22 protein-coding genes and 1 pseudogene are annotated in these 18,885 nt (G+C 71.6%); 17 read left to right on the forward strand and 6 right to left on the reverse strand.

Annotation, left to right across the window (positions count from 1 at the left end; genetic code table 11):
* Positions 1-104 precede the first annotated feature (104 nt).
* Together EAO77_RS20010 and EAO77_RS20015 are read right to left on the reverse strand one after the other, a co-directional pair.
* Positions 105-641 (reverse strand): cysteine hydrolase family protein, encoded by a 537-nt coding sequence (locus tag EAO77_RS20010; RefSeq protein WP_147989665.1) that lies wholly within the window; start codon positions 639-641, stop codon positions 105-107.
* Positions 642-749: 108 nt separating this feature from the next.
* A complete protein-coding gene (locus EAO77_RS20015; protein ID WP_147989666.1) occupies positions 750-1,877 on the reverse strand; it encodes a glutamate--cysteine ligase in 1,128 nt (375 codons plus the stop codon).
* 428 nt (positions 1,878-2,305) lie between these two features.
* Between EAO77_RS20015 and EAO77_RS20020 the strand changes: the two genes are divergently transcribed.
* The 16 genes and pseudogenes from EAO77_RS20020 (at position 2,306) to EAO77_RS20095 (ending at position 12,198) form a co-directional block, all read left to right on the forward strand.
* Positions 2,306-2,617, forward strand: coding sequence for a gas vesicle protein (locus EAO77_RS20020; RefSeq protein WP_147989667.1), 312 nt, complete (start codon positions 2,306-2,308; stop codon positions 2,615-2,617).
* Positions 2,618-2,685: 68 nt separating this feature from the next.
* On the forward strand, positions 2,686-3,132 hold the full coding sequence (locus EAO77_RS20025) for a gas vesicle structural protein GvpA (protein WP_147989668.1): 447 nt from the start codon (positions 2,686-2,688) through the stop codon (positions 3,130-3,132).
* A gap of 3 nt (positions 3,133-3,135) precedes the next feature.
* A complete protein-coding gene (locus tag EAO77_RS20030) occupies positions 3,136-3,849 on the forward strand; it encodes a GvpL/GvpF family gas vesicle protein (protein ID WP_147989669.1) in 714 nt (237 codons plus the stop codon).
* A gap of 72 nt (positions 3,850-3,921) precedes the next feature.
* The gene (locus EAO77_RS20035) at positions 3,922-4,179 is read left to right on the forward strand and encodes a gas vesicle protein GvpG (RefSeq protein ID WP_147989670.1); all 258 of its coding nucleotides are present in this window, start codon (positions 3,922-3,924) and stop codon (positions 4,177-4,179) included.
* Between the two features lie 46 nt (positions 4,180-4,225).
* On the forward strand, positions 4,226-4,864 hold the full coding sequence (locus tag EAO77_RS20040; RefSeq protein ID WP_147989671.1) for a hypothetical protein: 639 nt from the start codon (positions 4,226-4,228) through the stop codon (positions 4,862-4,864).
* Entirely contained in the window at positions 4,857-6,089 is a 1,233-nt protein-coding gene (locus tag EAO77_RS20045; protein WP_147989672.1) for an SRPBCC family protein, read from the forward strand. The genes EAO77_RS20040 and EAO77_RS20045 overlap by 8 nt, the downstream gene beginning before the upstream one ends.
* A 33-nt stretch (positions 6,090-6,122) precedes the next feature.
* Positions 6,123-6,584, forward strand: a complete 462-nt coding sequence (locus tag EAO77_RS20050; protein WP_222723682.1) for a gas vesicle protein — start codon at positions 6,123-6,125, stop codon at positions 6,582-6,584.
* Positions 6,577-7,374 (forward strand): GvpL/GvpF family gas vesicle protein, encoded by a 798-nt coding sequence (locus EAO77_RS20055; protein ID WP_147989673.1) that lies wholly within the window; start codon positions 6,577-6,579, stop codon positions 7,372-7,374. The genes EAO77_RS20050 and EAO77_RS20055 overlap by 8 nt, the downstream gene beginning before the upstream one ends.
* Positions 7,371-7,604, forward strand: a complete 234-nt coding sequence (locus EAO77_RS20060; protein WP_147989674.1) for a gas vesicle protein — start codon at positions 7,371-7,373, stop codon at positions 7,602-7,604. The genes EAO77_RS20055 and EAO77_RS20060 overlap by 4 nt, the downstream gene beginning before the upstream one ends.
* Before the next feature lie 3 nt (positions 7,605-7,607).
* Entirely contained in the window at positions 7,608-7,982 is a 375-nt protein-coding gene (locus EAO77_RS20065) for a gas vesicle protein K (protein ID WP_261994044.1), read from the forward strand.
* Between the two features lie 50 nt (positions 7,983-8,032).
* A complete protein-coding gene (locus EAO77_RS20070; RefSeq protein ID WP_147989675.1) occupies positions 8,033-8,443 on the forward strand; it encodes a hypothetical protein in 411 nt (136 codons plus the stop codon).
* Entirely contained in the window at positions 8,364-8,717 is a 354-nt protein-coding gene (locus EAO77_RS20075) for a SpdD-like protein (RefSeq protein WP_410088608.1), read from the forward strand. The genes EAO77_RS20070 and EAO77_RS20075 overlap by 80 nt, the downstream gene beginning before the upstream one ends.
* A 92-nt stretch (positions 8,718-8,809) precedes the next feature.
* Positions 8,810-10,166, forward strand: a pseudogene (repSA, locus tag EAO77_RS20080) (replication initiator protein RepSA).
* Positions 10,167-10,225: 59 nt separating this feature from the next.
* On the forward strand, positions 10,226-10,363 hold the full coding sequence (locus EAO77_RS20085) for a helix-turn-helix transcriptional regulator (RefSeq protein WP_187283324.1): 138 nt from the start codon (positions 10,226-10,228) through the stop codon (positions 10,361-10,363).
* Positions 10,363-11,613, forward strand: coding sequence for a tyrosine-type recombinase/integrase (locus EAO77_RS20090; RefSeq protein ID WP_147989677.1), 1,251 nt, complete (start codon positions 10,363-10,365; stop codon positions 11,611-11,613). The genes EAO77_RS20085 and EAO77_RS20090 overlap by 1 nt, the downstream gene beginning before the upstream one ends.
* Before the next feature lie 399 nt (positions 11,614-12,012).
* On the forward strand, positions 12,013-12,198 hold the full coding sequence (locus EAO77_RS20095; protein WP_147989678.1) for a hypothetical protein: 186 nt from the start codon (positions 12,013-12,015) through the stop codon (positions 12,196-12,198).
* An 83-nt stretch (positions 12,199-12,281) separates the two neighbouring features.
* Here the strand turns inward: EAO77_RS20095 and EAO77_RS20100 are convergent, their stop codons facing one another.
* Entirely contained in the window at positions 12,282-13,040 is a 759-nt protein-coding gene (locus EAO77_RS20100) for a phosphoglyceromutase (RefSeq protein ID WP_147989679.1), read from the reverse strand.
* 154 nt (positions 13,041-13,194) lie between these two features.
* On the opposite strand from EAO77_RS20100, the gene EAO77_RS20105 reads away from it, so the two are divergent.
* Positions 13,195-14,553, forward strand: a complete 1,359-nt coding sequence (locus tag EAO77_RS20105) for an MDR family MFS transporter (RefSeq protein WP_147989680.1) — start codon at positions 13,195-13,197, stop codon at positions 14,551-14,553.
* On the opposite strand, the gene EAO77_RS20110 is transcribed toward EAO77_RS20105, so the two are convergent.
* The 3 genes from EAO77_RS20110 to mshA all read right to left on the reverse strand — a co-directional run bounded on the left by EAO77_RS20110 (position 14,491) and on the right by mshA (position 18,521).
* Positions 14,491-16,257 carry an MFS transporter gene (locus tag EAO77_RS20110; protein ID WP_147989681.1) on the reverse strand — a complete coding sequence of 589 codons (1,767 nt, stop codon included), beginning with the start codon at positions 16,255-16,257 and terminating at the stop codon, positions 14,491-14,493. The two genes, EAO77_RS20105 and EAO77_RS20110, sit on opposite strands and share 63 nt — an antisense overlap.
* Before the next feature lie 387 nt (positions 16,258-16,644).
* On the reverse strand, positions 16,645-17,166 hold the full coding sequence (locus tag EAO77_RS20115) for a YbjN domain-containing protein (protein WP_147989682.1): 522 nt from the start codon (positions 17,164-17,166) through the stop codon (positions 16,645-16,647).
* A 14-nt stretch (positions 17,167-17,180) separates the two neighbouring features.
* Complete coding sequence (mshA, locus tag EAO77_RS20120; protein WP_147989683.1) at positions 17,181-18,521, reverse strand: D-inositol-3-phosphate glycosyltransferase; 1,341 nt, start codon at positions 18,519-18,521, stop codon at positions 17,181-17,183.
* Positions 18,522-18,885 lie beyond the last annotated feature (364 nt).

An 18,885-nucleotide genomic window follows, 5' to 3' on the forward strand; every position in this document is an offset into this window, starting at 1 on the left:
CCCCTCCCCCGGCCTCCCGCTGCCCGCGCGCGGTGACCGCGCGCGGGCAGCGGGAGGCCGGGGGAGGGGAGGCGAGGGGGACGACGGGCCGGGCGGCCGGTGCGTCAGCGCAGGAGCGCGTCCGCCGAGCAGATCGTCGCCCCCATGTTGCGTTCCATCATCCGCAGCGCCGCGTCCGCCAGGTCCTCGTGGATGTGCGCCACCGCATCCTGCGCCACCGTCACCTTCAGATGGCGGATGTGGGCATCGAGCGCCGAGTACAGCACGCACTGCTCGGTGACCTGACCGCACAGGACCACCTGGTCGACACCCAGCGTGCTCAGCAGATAGGAGAGCGGGGTCTCGAAGAAGATCGAGTGCCGCGCCTTGACCACGAACAGCGAATCGTCCGTCGGCCGCAGCGGCTCCACGAGGTGGGCCCGGGGCCCCGCGAGGGCCGTGTCCAGGATCTCGCCGTGGTGCGAACGCCACTCGCCGAAGTTGTCGTTGACGTAGACGACCGGGACGCCGCGCTCGCGTGCCCGAGCCAGCAGCCGCACGATCGCGGGCACGGCCTTCTCGGCCGACGGGACCAGCAGATCGGCGTCCGGGTGGTCGTAGGTGTTGATCATGTCGATCACGATGACTGCGCACTTCTCCACGGGCCCATGCTGTCACCACGGGGACGGCGCCGCAGACCACCGCGCCGGGGCCGGGGTGCGGAGCGTCGCCCCGCCCAAGGACCCCGGCCCGGGCACGAAAGCGGCACGTCAGCCGGGCTGCGGCCCGCTGTCCGTCGTCATCAGGGCGCAGCGGGTCACGACCCGTCCGAGGCTCCCCTCCTCCTCCAGCAGCCGGCGCTGGACGCGGGCGCCGTTGCCGGTCTCGAGGAGGCGCGCCACACCGTCCCGGACGAGGTCGTCGTCGCCGTGCTCGGCCAGGGCGTCGCCCACGTGCCGGCACAGGGCCCGCACGGCGTCGGCGGCGGAGGTCTCGCGCATGGTCTCCGGATGGAGCAGGGGGCCGTCGAGCCCCGACCGGCCGGCCCGCCAGGAGGCGAGACGCAGCAGGCCGGTGCCGATCCTCGCCGGCGGCCGCCCCTCCTGCCAGGCACGGGAGGAGGTCTCGACCAGGCCGCGCACGAGCGCGGCCAGCAGGACGGGGGTCGTGGCGTCCAGGCACACGTCGGCGACCCGGACCTCCACGGTGGGATAGGCGGCGGAGAGCCGGGCGTCGAAGTAGATCATCCCCTCGTCCCGGAGCACCCCGGTCCCCACCATGGCGCTCACCTGCTCGTGGTACCGGTCGGCGGAGCCGAAGACGTCGACCGGGCCGGCGGACGGCCACCGGTTCCACACGCGGCTGCGGTAGCTGGCGTAGTCGCTGTCCTGTCCTTGCCAGAAGGGGGAGTTGGCACTCATCGCGGTCAGCACCGGCAGCCACGGCCGCATCCGGTCCAGTACGGCCACCCCCTCCTCGTCCGACTCGACCGACACATGGACATGGCAGCCGCACGTCAGCTGCTCCTGAGTGGTCAGCCCGAACTGCTCGCCCAGCCAGCGGTAGCGCGTACCGGTGTTCAGCGAGGGCTGCACGGGCAGCGGGGAGGTCGCCAGGGCGGCCACCTTGGCGCCGACGGTGTCCGCGTGGCGGGCCGCCTCGCGCCGGCTGCGGCTGATCTCCTCCTGGAGCCGGCCCATCTCCGTCACCGGACGCGTCGCGAACTCGAGCTGCTCCTTGTGGAGTTCGGATTCGAAACGGTGCTCCTGCACCCCCGGCCCGCCCGGCTGCCAGGACTGCCGGTCGGCCGCCGCCAGCACGGCGCCCGAAACCGCCAGAGGGTCACCGCTGACCGCGTCCACCAGCAGCAGTTCCTCTTCCACACCCACGCTTCGCATGCCGCCTCGTTCCAGCCGCTCGGTTGCTTCCCCTACCGCCTACCCGCCACGGCCGTGTCCAGCGCCGGACGGCGCGGCGAGGGAACCGGTCGGGCGACGGCAAAACCCGTCGGAGGGCGAGGGTGTGAGCCGCTGCGGCGGGGGCAGACGGAGTGCAGGGCTCCTGCCGTGTCTCCCCCGTCGCGGCAGGAGCCCACGCGTGTGCCGCCCCTCGGCACCCCGTCGGTCCGCCGCCATCGGGCGGGGAGGCCGGCAGGGCCGAAGGGGGCACCCGCCGTCCGTCGGGCACTCAGGAAGTGCCGTCCCGGCCGCCCTTGCCGAATTACGCCGTCCATGCATACGTCCGGGTCACTCGGGCAGGCGAAGCGCAGCCGTCGATGACGGACGAAGAACATCCTTCAGGAATTCCGGCGTGACGGGCGGAGATCATGAGCACAACCGATGACAGCAGAGAAAAGAGCGGCGAAGAAGGCTCCGGAAAGCGGCTGAGTCTTCCGGCCGTGATGCGGCAGGCCAGTGAACAACTCGCCGATCTGGTGCAATGCGAAGTGGGCGCGGTTTCCGCCATCAAAGCCAGCGACAACGGGTGGTCCGCCGACGTGGAAGTGCTCGAACTCGAAAGGGTTCCGGACACCATGAGCGTCATGGCCTCCTATCACGTGGAGCTGGACTCGGAAGGCTCGCTCGTCGCCTACGAACGCGTGCGCCGTTACGCCAGGGGCCAGATCGACCGCCGCTGAATCAGGCGGGCGCCCAGCAGCCCTCGACGGGCAGGGCGCCCGGGACGGATCAACGGAAAGAGCTCATCATGACCATCGTTCAGCAGAGCAGCGCCACCACCCGTGCAAGCGGGGGCGGCTCCGGAAACCTCTACGACGTCCTCGAACTCATCCTCGACCGCGGACTCGTCATCGACGCCTTCGTCCGGGTCTCCCTGGTGGGCATCGAGATACTCAAGATCGACATCCGGGTCGTCGTCGCCAGCGTGGACACCTATCTGCGCTTCGCCGAGGCGTGCAACCGCCTCGACCTGGAAGCCGGGCGCAAGGCGCCCAGCCAGCTCACCGACCTCGTCGGCGACATGACCGAGAGCGGGGCCAAGGGGAAGTCCAAAGGAGCGCTGACCGGCGCCGTCGAGGCCTTCACCGACTCCCTTCAGGGCAAGCGCGAGGAGTCCGAGGAGGAGCAGCCCCGCAAGCGCACCGCCCGCAAGTCCACCTCCAGCCGTCAGTCCGCCCAGCGTCGCGAGGAGTAGCCCGTGTCCACCTACGTCTACGGCATCACCGCTGCCGACCACCCCCTGCGCCTGGACGGCGTCCACGGGGTCGGCGAGCCCGCCGCGCCGCTGCGCGCGGTGCGTACGGACTCCCTGACCGCCGTCGTCAGCGACGCCCCTCCCGGCCTGCGGGCCAAGCGCCGCGACGTCCAGGCCCATCAGGGCGTGCTGGAGGCCCTGATGGCCGACGGCGCGACCCTGCCCATGCGGTTCGGCCTCCTCGCCCCCGACGACGACCAGGTCGCCACGGCGCTGGACGCGGGCGACGACACCTACCGGGCACGGCTGGCCGACCTCGACGGTCACGTCGAGTACAACCTCAAGGTCTCCCGGGACGAGGACGACCTGCTGCGCGAGATCGTGGCCGAGTCCCAGCAGGTGCGGGAGCTGCGCGAGCGGACGATGGCGGAGCCCGGCGCCCACGACGAGCGCGTGGCGCTCGGCGAGATCATCTCGCACGAGGTGTCCGCCCGCCGCAGCGCGGAGGGCGAGCTGCTGGCCGCGGCCCTGGCGCCGTCGGCGAAGCGGGTGTCGGTGGGCGAGCCGGCGGCGACCCACATCGTCAGCCTGTCGTTCCTCGTCCCCGACCAGGACGCGCAGTCCTTCGCCCGGGCCGTCCAGCGGGAGGCGGACCTGCGAGGGGACGCCTACACCTTCACCCTCACCGGGCCGCTGCCGCCCTACAGCTTCGTCTGACGCGCGGCCTCCGGGAGTTCACACGTCAGCGTGCCGGCACCACGCCGGCCCGCTCTCGACGGAAGGCAGGCCATGGGCCTCATCACCAGCATCGTGACCTTCCCGCTGGCCCCCGTCCGGGGGACCGCCTGGGTCGTCGACCAGGTGCTGAAGGCGGCGGAGCAGGAGTACTACGACCCGGAGCCCGTGATGCGGGAACTCGCCGAGCTCGAAAGGGAGCTGACGAGCGGGCGGATCTCCGAGGAGGAGTACGACCGCCGGGAGGACGAGCTGCTCGACCGGCTGGAGGAGATCGAGATCCACCGGCAGGAGAGCGGCGGCAGCACATGACAGGACACAGCGACCGACGGCGGGGAGAGACCGAGGTGCACGCAGCATGACGAAGAACGCGAAGATAGCCGTCGCTCTGGTGGGGGGATACCTGCTGGGGCGTACGAAGAAGGCCAAGATGGCCATCGGGCTGGGCATGTTCCTGGCCGGCAAGAAGCTCGACCTCGATCCCCGGCGGATCGGCAAGCTGCTCGCCGAGGCACCCGCTCTGGGCGGCCTGAGCGACCAGGTCCGCAAGGAGCTGGTCGAGGCCACCAAGTCGGCGGCCACCCAGGCGCTGACCCAGCGGGCCACCGGCCTGGCCGACTCCCTCGCCCAGCGCACCAAGGCCCTCGACGCGCCCGACGACACCGACGACGACGGCTACGACGACGAGGACGAGGGCGCCGAGGGCCGGGCACGCGACCGCGCGGCGGAGGGCGACGAGGACGCGGACGAGCGCGGCGGCCGGTCCTCGGCGCGGGAGACCGGCACGAAGAAGCGCGCCGCGTCGTCGGGCAGCCGACGGGCCCCCGCGAAGCAGGCACGCTCCGCCTCGGAGGGCGCCCGCCGGGCCTCCGCGCCCGCCCGCAAGCGGACGGGCACCGCCGCCTCGGGGGCCGCGAAGTCGGCCTCCTCCCGCGCCGGGGCCGCGAAGAAGCGGACGGCGCCGGCCCGGGAGAAGGGCGGTGACGGCAATGCCTGACTCCGCCCTCAACAAGGTCAGGAACGACGTGCTCGGCAGCCCTGCCGCCGACCGTCTGAAGGACGAACTCCAGAACTACCTCCGGGCTCGTGCCGAGCACACGGTCACCCGGCTGGGCCACCGGCTGGGGGAGGGCGTCAGCAGACTCGCCCAGCCCGGCAGCGGCGCCGGCGGCGCGCTGGGGAGCCTCGCCAAGGGAGGCCAGGCGCTCTCGGAGGGCAAGTCACCCGCCCAGGCCGCGGTCAGCGCCGCGGCCTCCCACGTCAAGGACACGATGAAGGACAAGGTCAAGGGCCTGTTCGGCAAGGGTCGCAAGTCGGGCGGCGGCAAGTCCAAGAGCGTCACCATCGTCGAGGACATCGACGTCGGCGTGCCCGTGCGCGAGGCGTACGACCAGTGGACCCAGTTCCAGGAGTTCAGCACGTTCGCCAAGGGTGTGGTGAGCGTGGAGAAGGCGGACGACACCACCAGCAACTGGAAGGTGAAGGTCGCCAAGTCCACCCGCAGCTGGAAGGCGAACGTCACCGAGCAGATCCCGGACGAGCGCATCACCTGGACGACCGAGGGCGCCAAGGGGACGGTCAAGGGTGTCGTGACCTTCCACGCCGTCACGGACGACCTCACCAGGGTCCTGCTGGTTCTGGAGTACTTCCCCAAGGGGCTGTTCGAGAAGACCGGCAACATCTGGCGCGCCCAGGGCCGCCGCGCCCGGCTCGACCTGAAGCTCTACCGCAAGTTCATCATGATGCGCGGGGAGGCGACCGACGGGTGGCGCGGGGAGATCCGCGACGGCGAGGTCGTCGTCGAGCACGACGACGCCGTCGAGCAGGAGCAGGCCGAGACCGAGGCGGACGCCGAGGGCGAGGAGGGGTACGAGCCGGAGGACGACGCCGGCGAGTACGCCGACGAGCACGACGACGCCGAGGCGTCCGACGAGCCGGACGAGACCGACGAGGCCGTCGAGGACGAGTACGCGGAACCGGCCGAGGACGAGGACGACGGCGAGTTCGCCGACGAGGCGGACGAGGCGGACGAGTCCGGTGAGGACGAGTTCGCCGACGAGCCGTACGACGAGGCCGACGAGGCGGAGGAGTCCGACGAGCAGGACGCCGCGGAGGAGGACGTGCCGGAGGACGACGCCCCCGAGGACGACGCGTCCGAGCACGACGACGAGCCGGCTCCCCGTTCCTCCCGCCGTCGGCGCACCGCCGACGCCGGGGCGTGAGCAGGGAACCAGCCGGAAGACAGGGATGACAACGTGTCCGATTCACTCGCCGGTCGTATGCCGGCCCCTCCGCGCACCGCGTCGCCGTACGGCGGCCAGGGCTCCACAGCGAACCTTGCCGACATCCTGGAGAGGGTCCTCGACAAGGGCATCGTGATCGCGGGCGACATCCAGATCAATCTGCTCGACATCGAGCTGTTGACCATCAAGCTCCGCCTTCTGGTGGCCTCCGTGGACAAGGCGAAGGAGATGGGCATCGACTGGTGGGAGCACGACCCGTCCCTGTCCTCGCGTGCCGTTCCGCCCTCGCGCACCCCGGCCGCCGACACCTCGCTGAGCGAGGAGAACCAGCGGCTCCGCGCCGAGATCGACCGCCTGCGGGCGTCGGCCGGCCTGCCGGCCGCCGGCGCCGCGCAGGACGGATCGGCGCGGGAGGCGGAACCGGTGGAGTCCGCGCGGGACGGATCGGCGCGGGAGAGGAACGGCGATGAGTGAGACACCCCTCCTGTACGTCTACGTGGTCGGCTTCGACGGGAACGGCCTGGACCGGGTGACGTCCCTGACCGCCGGCATCGACGGCGGGACCCTGCGGCCGGTCAGCAGTCACCGCGGGCTGACCGCACTGGTCTCGTCCGTCCCCGCGGACCGGTTCGGGGAGGAGAACCTCCCGGCACAGCTGGAGGACCTGGGCCGGCTGGAGGCCGTCGCCCGGGCCCACCACGCGGTCGTGGACACGGCGTTCGCCGAGACCACCGTGCTGCCGATGCGGCTGGCCACGGTGTACCGGGACGAGGCGCGGGTCGCGGCCATGCTCGACGAACGCCACGACTCCTTCGGCGCCCTGCTGCGCGTGCTCGACGGACATGTCGAACTGGGCGTCAAGGTCTACGCGGTGCCCCAGGCGGCACCGGCGCCGCAGGAGCCCGCGGAGGAGGCGGCGGGCAGTCCCGGCCGCGCCTATCTGCAGCGCCGCAGGGCGGCACGGCGCACCACCCAGGACACCTACCGTGCCGCCGCCGGCACCGCGGACGCCGCGGCCCGGCTGGCGGGCTCGATCGCATCGGCCCGCACGGTCCACCGTCCCCAGCAGGGCGAATGGTCCGCCGGGCGCGGAGAGAACGTGGCCAACGAGGCGTACCTGGTGCCGCTGCCCGAGGTGGAGCGGTTCCGCGCCGAACTGGGCGCCCTCGCACAGGACACCCCCGGGGTCGCCGTGGAGGTGACGGGGCCGTGGGCCCCGTACTCCTTCGCGACGGAGGCCGCCGCGGGCGGGGCGGCGGTATGACCACGCCGGGCGGATACGGCTCCGCGCCCGCACCGGGCCCGCAGATCGCCCTCATCGACCTGCTGGACCGGCTGCTGAACGGCGGAGCGGTGCTCACCGGGGACCTGGTCCTCAGCATCGCCGACGTCGATCTGGTGCACATCAATCTCCGTGCCGTCATCCGCTCCCTCACGTCCGACGAGCCGGCACCCCTGTGCGTGCCCGCACGGTCGCATCCCGAGGAGCTCTGAACCATGGCCGAGGAAAACCCCGCCGGCGCGCTCGCCGCCCATGTCCGCGATGCCGTGGACCGGGCCGCGGGGCCCGCGCACGGGAACGCGCAGGGAAATGTGCACCAGCGGCTGCGGACGGACCCCGACACCGTGGAGCGGGATCTCATCAAACTGGTCCTCACCATCGTCGAATTGCTGCGTCAGCTCATGGAACGCACCGCGATACACCGCGTCGACCAGGGCGACCTCAGCGACGACCAGGAGGAGCGCATCGGTATGACGCTGATGATTCTCCAGGAACGCATGGAAGAACTGTGCGACCGGTACGACCTGACGATGGACGACCTGAATCTGGATCTCGGCCCGCTGGGGTCATTGCTGCCGCGCGACAACTGAGAAGGCGTCAACCCCGTTTCATCGCCGAGCGAAAGGACAGAAGGAGCATCATGAGTACCGAGAGCAAGAACACCAGGAATTCGTCCGCCACGGCCGCCAAGAAGGCGGCGGCTTCCACCGCCTCCGCGGCCCGTGCGACGGCCGGCGACGCGAAGGGCACGGCGAAGGAGGCGAAGAAGACCACCGCCGCCGCCGCCCAGTCGGCGAACGAGGCGACCCAGCGCGTCTCCCGGATGGCGGCCGCCGGCATACAGAGCGGGCAGCAGGCCGTCACCGCCAACGCCGCGAAGGTCGCCGCGGTCGCGGGCACCGCCTGGACGGTCATCAAGAACCGCAAGGCCATCGCCGCGGGTGCGGCGGCGGGTGTCGCCGGCGTGGCCGGTGCGGCGTTCGCCGTGGGCCGCTCGACGGCCAAGCCGCCGATGGGCCCGATCACCCGGCTCTCCCGAGGCCGGATCTGAGCACACGGCGGCCGTCGTCCACCCCACCGCCGTCGAGCCCGCCTCGCCCCCGGCGCCTCCGGTCGCCCCTGTCCCGGCGGCCCCGTCCCGGCCGGTGGTCCAGCTCACCCCCGGCACCGCACTCGCCCTCGTCGGCGCGGGCACGGCCGTGGTCCTGGTCGTCGGCACGGTCCTGGTCTCGATGCTCCTCGCGACCGCCGTCACCGCCGCCTCGGTCGCCGTCTGCGCCCTCGTCGTCCGCTCGCTCATCGGCCAGCAGTCCAGGAGCCGTTGACCGGCCTCCGGGGCGGCCTCAACCGCCAAGTGTCGCCCGCCCCGGAAGCCGCGCCCCTGCCCGAACCCAACGATCCGGAAGGAACACCCATCATGACCCAGCCCACCGCCACCGCGGCGGGCCTGGACCCGGCCACCCTGGACGACGTCCTCCGGGTGGCCGGGTCTCCCGGCTTCGACCGCTGGAAGGACCAGGTGCACCGCACCGGCGGCTGCGCGGACCCCATCCACCTCACCGGCTGGACCCTCGCCAAGGACAAGACCAGCGGCGAGACCCTGCGCCGCTACTCCACCGACACCGAACCGGATGGCCGCCTCCGCGTCGCCTGCGGCAACCGCCGCGCCTCCCGCTGCCCCACCTGCGCCCACACCTACGCGGGCGACACCTACCACCTCATCCGCGCCGGCCTCTCCGGCGACGAGTCCAAGGACATCCCCGCCGCCGTCCGCGAGCACCCCCGCGTCTTCGCCACCCTCACCGCGCCATCCTTCGGCCCCGTGCACAACCGGCCCGATCGTGGCGTCTGCCGCTGCGGCACCCGCCACCAGGACGACGACCCCGCCTTGGGCACCGCCCTGGACCCGGCCACCTACGACTACGCGGGCACCGTCCTGTTCAACAACCACGCCGGACAGCTCTGGCAGCGCTTCACCACCCGCCCGCGCCGGACTCACCCAACGCGCCCTCAAAGATGCCCTCCGCGTCTCCTACGGCAAGGTCGCCGAGTTCCAGAGGCGCGGCGCCATCCACTTCCACGCCGTCATCCGTCTCGACGGACCGGACGGCCCCGACACGGCACCGCCGTCCTGGGCCACCGTCCAGCTACTCGACAACTCCATCAGGGCCGCCGTCGCCCACGCCTACACGACGATCACTGTCCCGGCCGCAGACGGACAGCCCTGCCGGCGCTTCCAGTGGGGCCGCCAGCTCGACATCCGCCCGGTCAAAGCCTTCGGGGACGGCAGCGACATCACCGAACAGGCCGTCGCCTCATACGTCGCGAAGTACGCCACCAAGGCCGCCGAGTCGACCGGCAGCCTGGACCGTCGCATCGGCAACCGGGAAGTCCTGACCCTGCTCGACGTCTCCGACCACCCGCGGCGCCTCATCGAAGCCTGCCTCGACCTCGCCCCGCTCTACCCGGACCGCAAGCTCGCCGCCTGGGCCCACATGCTCGGCTTCCGCGGTCACTTCTCCACCAAGTCCCGCCGCTACTCGACCACCCTCGGCGCACTGCGCCAGATCCGCGCCGACTACCGCGCCGCACAGGAACACGACGCCCTCGGCGACCCGGACACCGTCCTCGTCCTCGGCTCCTGGGAGTACGCCGGACACGGCCACACCCCCGGCGAGTCCGCCCTCGCCGCCACCATCGCCCGCGACATCCACCTCAACCGCCAGACCGCCCGCGAAGCCCTCGCCGCACTGCCCGACGACAGGAAGTGGTGATCATGCGTGCCCTGCCCGATAGGTATCTGACTCCGCTGGACGTCGCCGACCTCCTAGGCGTGCCCATCGAGACGGTCTACCAGTGGCGCCGCAAGCGAACCGGCCCCCGTGGCTTCCGCGTCGGCCGGCACCTGCGCTACGACCCCGCCGACGTGCGTGCCTGGGTCGAGTCCCTGATGGAAGGGGCTGCCGCCTGATGGCCGGACACGTCCAAGACCGCTGGTACCGGACAGAGACCGGGGCGGACGGCAAGGTCCGTAAGGTCAAGAGCGAACGCTACGGCTCGGGCCTGCGCTACCGCGCCCGGTATGTCGGCCCGGACGGCACGGAGAAGTCCAAGAGCTTCCCGGACCGTCAGAAGCGACTCGCCGATCAGTGGCTCGCCCACATCGAGGCGGACATGGCGCGCGGCCAGTACATCGACCCGCGCGCGGCACGGATCACATTCCAGCAGTACGCGGAGGAGTGGGTCACGACCCAGGGCGCGGACCCGAACACGCAGGCTTCCATGGAGTCGCAGCTCCGGCTGCATGCCTTCCCCTACCTGGGCTCCCGCCCGCTCGGTTCTTTCCAGCCGGCGCACGTCCGGGACTGGGTCCGGCAGCTTCAGGAGAACGGCGTCCGCGGCTCGTATGCGCGGACGATCTACTCCAACGTCCGAGCTGCTCTCAGCGCAGCGGTCGACGACGGCCACCTCCCCCGGAACCCTTGTGCGGCCCGCTCGGTCCGAGCGCCCGTGGTCGACATCAAGCGCGTGACGCCCTGGACACCGGAGCGGGTCTTCGCCGTGCGGGCGGGCATGCCGGAGCGGTATCAGGCAATGGTCGACCTGGGCGCTGGCTGCGGGCTTCGTCAGGGCGAGATCCTGGGCCTCGCCGTCGACGCGATCGACTTCGCTTCGGAGACGCTGCATGTGGTGCAGCAGCTCAAGCTGAGCCGCAGCAAGGCCGTGTTCGCCCCGCCCAAGGGGGGCAAGCTCCGCGACGTGCCGCTTCCCGGCCCTGTCGCGGATGCTCTCCGTGAGCACATGGAGCGGTTCCCGCCCGTCGACACCACCTTGCCGTGGAAGGTGGCTGGCGGCCCGCCGGTGACGAAGCGGCTGTTCTTCGTGGGGCCGCAGGGCGGTCACGTCTGGCGCACGTCGCTCAACGACGACGCGTGGAAGCCTGCCCTCGCCGCGGCTGGCGTCATCCCGGCTCGCGAGCATGGCCAGTCCTGGGCTGCCTCCCGTCAGGACGGCATGCATGCTCTGCGGCACTTCTACGCCTCGGTGCTCCTGGACGCCGGGGAGAACATCAAGGCACTCGCGGAGTACCTCGGGCACTCGGACCCCGGCTTGACGCTCCGGGTGTACGCGCACCTCATGCCGTCGAGCCAGGAACGCACGCGCAGTGCTGTCGCGCAAATCTTCAGCGGAAACACTTCGATAATAACTAGCGCCGATTAACGACGGGAATAAGCAACGCGATTATGGAACTCGATTATCCACGCGAATAACAAAGCGCCATTATGAGTCGAGATTATCCGCGCGAAGCTTCTAATATCTCAGCGCCGCGCCCGGCTCACCACCCGTCGGGCTTGCACGCATGCACGCCCGACGTGCACGCATGCAAGCCCAGACACGGGTCATCGAACAAACGGTCGAATACTCCAGCATCGCGCGCACGGCCCTCATCACGCATGGCCGGAAAGGCGATCCAATAACCGCTACATCTCCCACCTGCGAGAGTTGCCCAGGACCATCGGCACGAATAGTATTCACACGCAATTCAGGGCCGCTCCCCTGCACGGGAACGGCCCTGTCTCCATCGGTGCGCCTATCAAACACAACACATGGAGTACACCCATGCTCGCACGCGCGAGTCTCACGATCCACATCGCCCCGTACGCACTGCCGATGCCCTTGATCGGCTGCGGAGTGGCGACGCTCGCCAGCTGGGTCGACGTCCCCCTGGCCGCTGCCGCACTCGCAGGCTTCTTCATCGCGTTCAACGTGCGCGTGCGCCTGACACGCCGGCCCGCCCAGGTCTGACGGCCCAGCGACGGCCCACGGCCACGAAGAGACCCCCGCCCCGCGATTTCCTCGCAGGTCGGGGGCCTCTTCGTGCCGTCGGGCTACTTCTTGCCCTGGTTCTTCACGGCCTCGATCGCGGCGGCGGCCGCGTCGGGGTCGAGGTAGGTGCCGCCCGGGGTGACCGGGTGGAAGTCGGCGTCGAGCTCGTAGACGAGCGGGATGCCGGTGGGGATGTTGAGGCCCGCGATGTCGGCGTCGGAGACACCGTCGAGGTGCTTGACCAGGGCGCGCAGGCTGTTGCCGTGGGCGGCGACGAGGACCGTGCGGCCGGCGAGGAGGTCGGGGACGATGCCGTCGTACCAGTACGGCAGCATGCGCTCGACGACGTCCTTGAGGCACTCGGTGCGCGGACGCAGCTCGCTCGGGATGGTCGCGTAGCGGGCGTCGTCGGACTGCGAGTACTCGGTGCCGTCCTCGAGGGCCGGCGGCGGCGTGTCGTAGGAGCGGCGCCAGAGCATGAACTGCTCCTCGCCGAACTCGGCCAGCGTCTGCGCCTTGTCCTTGCCCTGCAGAGCACCGTAGTGGCGCTCGTTCAGCCGCCAGGAGCGGTGGACCGGGATCCAGTGGCGGTCGGCGGACTCCAGCGCGAGCTGCGCGGTGCGGATGGCGCGCTTCTGGAGCGAGGTGTGCAGCACGTCGGGGAGCAGACCGGCGTCCTTCAGCAGCTCACCGCCGCGGACTGCCTCCTTCTCGCCCTTCTCCGTGAGGTTGACGTCCACCCAGCCGGTGAACAGGTTCTTCGCGTTCCACTCGCTCTCGCCGTGGCGGAGGAGGATCAGCTTGTACGGTGCGTCGGCCATGCGCCCGAGCCTAATCGACGGTACGGGCCCCCCGCGCCGGTGACCGAGGAGCGGACTCGATTGACGGCTGCCGTCAATCGAGTGGCGACCCCGGACGCCGGGACCGTAACGTGCGGATGCCTGCCTGGCCACTTACATCTTCATGGGGGGATCCATGTCCGTCGTCGCTGTGCGGCGTGCCGTGAGCCAGAGCGTCTCGGGGCTCCCCCGTGAGTTCTGGTGGCTGTGGACGAGCACGCTCGTCAACCGGCTCGGCGCGTTCGTCGCCACCTTCATGACGCTCTACCTCACCCTGGAACGCGGCTACTCGGCCTCGTACGCGGGGCTCGTCGCCGCCCTCCACGGGCTCGGCGGAGTCGTGTCGTCGCTGGGCGGCGGCGTGATGGCCGACCGGCTGGGGCGCCGGCCCACCCTGCTGATCGCCCAGACGTCGACCGCGCTCTCCGTGGCGCTGCTCGGCTTCGTCGAGGACCCGGTGGCCATCCCGGTGGTGGCGTTCGTGGTCGGCATGGCGAGCAACGCCTCCCGGCCCGCGGTGCAGGCGATGATGGCCGACATCGTGCGGCCCGAGGACCGGGTGCGGGCCTTCTCGCTCAACTACTGGGCCATCAACCTCGGTTTCGCGATCTCCTCGGTCGCGGCCGGCTTCATCGCCGAGTACAGCTACCGCGTCGGCTTCCTCGGTGAGGCGGTGATGACGCTGGTCTGCGCGGTCGTCGTCTTCGTCAAGCTGCCCGAGTCGCGGCCGGACAGAACGGCGGCCGAAGCGGGCGGCGAACCGGAGACCGGGCTCCTCGGGGTCCTGCGCGACGGGCGGTTCATGTCGGTCGTCGGTCTGTCGTTCCTGGTCGCGCTGATCTTCATGCAGGGCCATGTGGGGCTGCCGCTGGCCATGGGCGCGGACGGGTTCAGCAGCTCCGACTTCGGTCTCGTGATCGCCGTCAACGGTGTGCTCATCGTGGTGCTCCAGATCCCCGTCACCCGCCTCATCGAGCACCGCGACCCGGGCAGGCTGCTGATCCTGTCCGCGCTGCTCGCGGGGTACGGCTACGGGCTCACCGCGTTCGCCGGCTCGATCGGCCTCTACGCGGTGACCGTCGCCGTCTGGACGATCGCCGAGATCGTCAACGCGCCCACCCAGACGGGTCTGGTCGTCCGCTTCTCACCGGTGCACGCCCGTGGCCGCTACCAGGGCATGTACAGCCTGTCCTGGTCGGCGGCCGCGCTGGTGGCCCCCCTGATGTCGGGCTTCGTCATCGACGCCTGGGGCACGGCGTGGCTGTGGGGCCTGTGCGCGGTGATCGGCACCGTGGCGGCGGTCGGGTACTGGCTGGTGGTGCGCGACCTGCCCGACGAGCGGCCGGTGCCCGGAGGCTCCGAACCCCTCGAGCACACCGGCGCCCGGGACGACGATGCCGGGCCGAGCGCCGCGGAACAGGTCGAGCAGCGGTCAGTTCCTGCGGCGGCGGGCGGCGTCGCGGTCGAGCGAGGCGGAGTCGACGCCGCCGCCTGACGCCGAGCCGCCCCGGGCCCCGTCCTTCGACGTGCCCCCCTCGGACTCCACCGGCGCCCCGGCGGAGGCCGGGCGGCGGTCGGCCCCGGCGGACGGGGAGGGACGGCCGGCCTCCTCGGACGCGGCGTCACCGGTCACCCGCGTCCCGGGGTGGCGCTGCGCGCACAGGAACCCGATGCCGAGCGCGATGGCCATCCCGTAGAACACCCACTGGTTGGCCTGGGCGAAGTCCATCCGGATCGCGTCCATCGAGTCGCGCATGGTGGTCGCGAGCGGCCCGGTGCCGCTCGGGGTCTGCCCGTCCGCGTGGCCCGTGACGGCCTCGCTCACGGAGCGGGCGGCGTCCTGCGCCGCCCCGGCCGGGACCCCCCTGCCCTGGAGCGTGTCCACCACCCGGTCGGTGGTGACATGGGTGAGGACGGTCCCGAAGACGGCCATGCCCACGGCTGCCGCGAAGTTGCGCACGGTCTGCGTGATGCCCGTGACCTCGCCGTAGGAGGCGCCGATGGCCCGGTTGACGGCGTCGGTCGACGCCGGGGCCAGCAGGAAGCCGATACCGGCGCCGGCGAGCGCCGCGTACGGCCACTGGTCGTGCATCGACAGGTCCGTCAGCTTGTTGGCCCACAGGGCGAACCCGACCGCGCCGAGCGCCGTGCCGATCTTCAGCGCCGGCTTGGCGCCGCGCCGGTCCAGGATCCGTCCGCCCCACTGGGACGCGACGGCGAAGCCGATGAAGAAGTAGAGCAGGAAGAGCGCGGCCTGGTTCGGCGAGGCGCTCAGCGACACCTGCGCGTAGAGGGACGCGAAGAAGAAGACCGGGACGAACGCGAGCATCGCGAAGAAGAGCACCAGGTTGTCGGCGGCGAACGCCTTGTCCCGGAAGACGCGCAGCTTCACGAGCGGCTGGTCGAGGGTGAGTTCGTAACGGCAGAAGAGCGCCAGGACGACCAGTCCGCCGACGATGCACGCCCAGGTCGGTACGCTGCTCCACCCCCACGCCGACGCCTGTTGCAGGCCCAGCACGCTCAGCCCCATGCCGACGGCGACCAGGACCGCGCCGGGGAGGTCGAGTTTCCCGGGACGGCGCGTGTCGGGGACGCGGGCCAGGAACGTGAGCACGAGCGCGATCACGGCGACCGGGACGTTGACCCAGAAGATCGCCCGCCACGTCCAGGCGGTGAGCCAGCCGCCGAGCAGCGGGCCGATCGCGGTCAGCGCGCCCGACAGACCGAAGAAGAGGGCGAGCGCGCGGCCGCGCTTCTCCACCGGGAAGACGTTGATGACGACGGCGAGCGCGGCCGGGAACATCAGTGCCGCGCCGAGGCCCTGCGTGGCGCGGAAGACGATCAGCCAGGTCTGTGCCGGGCCGCCCTCGGGGACGCACCCGCACAGCACCGAGGAGATGACGAAGGTGAGGGTGCCGACGACCATCATCAGCCGGTGGCCGAGGATGTCGGCGAGCCGGCCGCCGAGCGCGAAGAACGCGGCCAGCGTGAGCAGATAGGCGTTGACGACCCACTGCATCCCCGAGGAGGAGAGGCCGAGTTCGTCGATGATGGTCGGGGCGGCGATCGAGACGATGGTCTGGTCGATGAACGTCATCGACACCGCGAAGAGCATCGCGGCGAGAGCCAGCGTCTGATGCGGCGCATGGGATCCGGATGAGCGCGTCGGGGAGACCGCGGCAGACCTGTCGTTACCCATGCATTCGAGTCTGAACCCGTCCGTGGAGGTGCGCACATCCACACCGGGTGCGGCCGCCGGCGCCCTCGTCCGCCCGGGCGGCCTCGCGGGCGGGCGGTCTCGCGGACAGGCGGTCAGGGCCCGGACGTCAGTCCCTGGCCCAGGCGGCGGGCCGCTCACGGCCGCAGGTCCCGCTGCGCCACGCCGAGGTCCGCGGGCCGGATTTGAGCGGCCCGCAGCGGGTCCCCGCCGGGGCGGACGTCGAGTGGGGCGGACGCTCCGGTGCGACCTCGCCGCACCGCACGGAGACGATGCCCACCGGCCACTCGTGGGGCACGGAGGACGTCGGCTCCGTCGTGTCGTCCCAGGCGCACGGCCGTGAGCCCTCCGGCCGGGTGCGGGAGAGCGTCAGTCGGCCGGACGCCGGATCAGATGCGCGAACGCGTCCAGGTTGCGCGTGGACTCGCCCCGCGACACGCGCCAGGCGTACTCGCGTCGGATCGCGCTCTCGAACCCAAGTTCCAGCAGCGTGTTGAAAGCCCCGTCCGCTGCTTCCAGGATCGTGCCCAGCAGCCGGTCGAGCTCCTCGGGCGTGACCACGGACAGCGGCAGCCTGCCCACCAGATAGATGTCACCGAGCCGGTCGACCGCGTAACTCACCCCGTACAGCTTGAGGTTGCGCTCCAGCAGCCAGCGGTGGACGGCGGCGTCGTTCTCGTCGGGGTGGCGGATGACGAAGGCGTTGACGGACAGCGAGTGCCGGCCGACCCGCAGGGAGCACGTCGTCGACAGCTTGCGGGTGCCCGGGAGTTGGACGACGTAGGTGCCGGGTTCCGGGCTCTCCCAGTCGAGTTCGGCATCCCTCAGGGTCTGCTCGACGACCAGCGTGGTCTGCTCGGTGCGCTGCGTCGCGCGCTCTGCGTCAGCCATGGTGGGAGCGTACGTCAGTGGTGGTGCGACCGCGTGCGGTGGCGGTGCTCGTGCATCGCGGCCGCGTAGACGTCGGCCGTCGCCGAGGCCGCCGTCCCCCAGCCGAAGGACTGGGCGTGCCGGGCCGCGGCCTGCCCCATCCGCTCGGCGAGCGAGGGGTTGCGCAGGAAGGCGGCCAGCACGTCCGCGTAGTGCTCGGGGTCGTGACCGGGGACGAGAAAGCCCGTCTCCTCGTCGCGCACCGCCACGGGCAGGCCGCCGACGGCCGCGGCGACCACCGGTGTGCCGGCCGCCTGCGCCTCTATGGCGACCAGGCCGAAGGACTCGCTGTACGAGGGCATGACCAGCGTGGAGGCGGCCCGGAACCAGTCCGCGAGCAGCTCCTGCCCGACCGGGCGCCGGAAGTGGACGACGTCGGCGATGCCCAGTCGCGCGGCGAGCTTCTGCAGGCCCTCCGGCTTGGCCAGTCCGCTGCCGCTCGGCCCGCCGACGACCGGCACGAAGATGCGGTGCCGCAGCGACGGGTCCCGCTCCAGCAGGACCGCGACGGCACGCAGCAGGATGTCGGGGGCCTTGAGGGGCTGGATCCGGCCGGCGAAGAGGGGGATGAACGCGTCCTGCGGCAGTCCCAGCCTGGCACGGGCGGCCGCGCGCCCGTCGGCGGGACGGAACACGTCGAGGTTCACGCCCGGGTGGACCACGGCGACCTTGGTGGGATCCGCCTCGTAGAAGCGGACGAGTTCGTCGGACTCCTCCGCGGTGTTGGCGATCAGACGGTCCGCGGCGGCGACTATCTGGGTCTCGCCGATGACCCGCGAGGCGGGCTCGGGGGTGTCGCCCTCGGCCAGCGAGGCGTTCTTCACCTTGGCCATGGTGTGCATGGCGTGCACCAGCGGGACGCGCCAGCGCTCGGCGGCGAGCCAGCCCACGTGCCCGGACAGCCAGTAGTGCGAGTGGACCAGGTCGTAGTGGCCGGGCCGGTGACCGGCCCAGGCCCGCATCACCCCGTGGGTGAAGGCGCACAGCTGCGGCGGCAGATCCTCCTTGGCGAGCCCTTCGTAGGGGCCCGCGTCGACGTGCCGCACCAGGACGCCCGGCGCCAGCTCGACCACGGGCCGCAGGCCGCCGGTGGTGGCCCGGGTGAAGATCTCCACCTCGATGTTGATGGCGGCGAGGCGCTTGGCGAGCTCGACGATGTAGACGTTCATCCCGCCCGCGTCGCCGGTGCCCGGCTGGTGGAGCGGGGAGGTGTGCACGCTCAGCATCGCGACCCGGCGCGGCTTCCGCTGCCCGCTGGGGAACCGGAGACGCGGGGCCATCCGGCTGCTGCCGAATCGGGAGACGTACTGGCTCACGTCGGCGGTCCTCTCGGGTGCGGGCACGGCGATGGACGGGGGTGGGGATCCCCGCACGCCCCTCAACAGCGGAACCGGGTCTTCCATTTCCGGGACGGGACCACTTTGCCAAATGATTGCCGAGATGCTGTCAGGCGGACCCGTCTCTTCCTGTTCCGCTGCCGCTCCGGGCCGTCCGGGCCACGGCTCCTCCGTGCCTGCGCCGTGCCTGCGCCGTGCCTGCGCCGCACCTGTCCCGCGTCCGCTTCCCCGCCCGTCCCGCGTCCGCTTCCGGGCCGGGGGCGGCGATCCGGTGACGGTCCCCCGGGCGGGCGGGCAGGGTCACGGCGGGGGCCGCCCGACCGGTACGGGCCCGGCGGACGGT

Origin of the sequence: Streptomyces sp. T39, assembly GCF_008042045.1 — a bacterium.
In the GTDB taxonomy this organism is placed as follows: Bacteria; Actinomycetota; Actinomycetes; order Streptomycetales; family Streptomycetaceae; genus Streptomyces.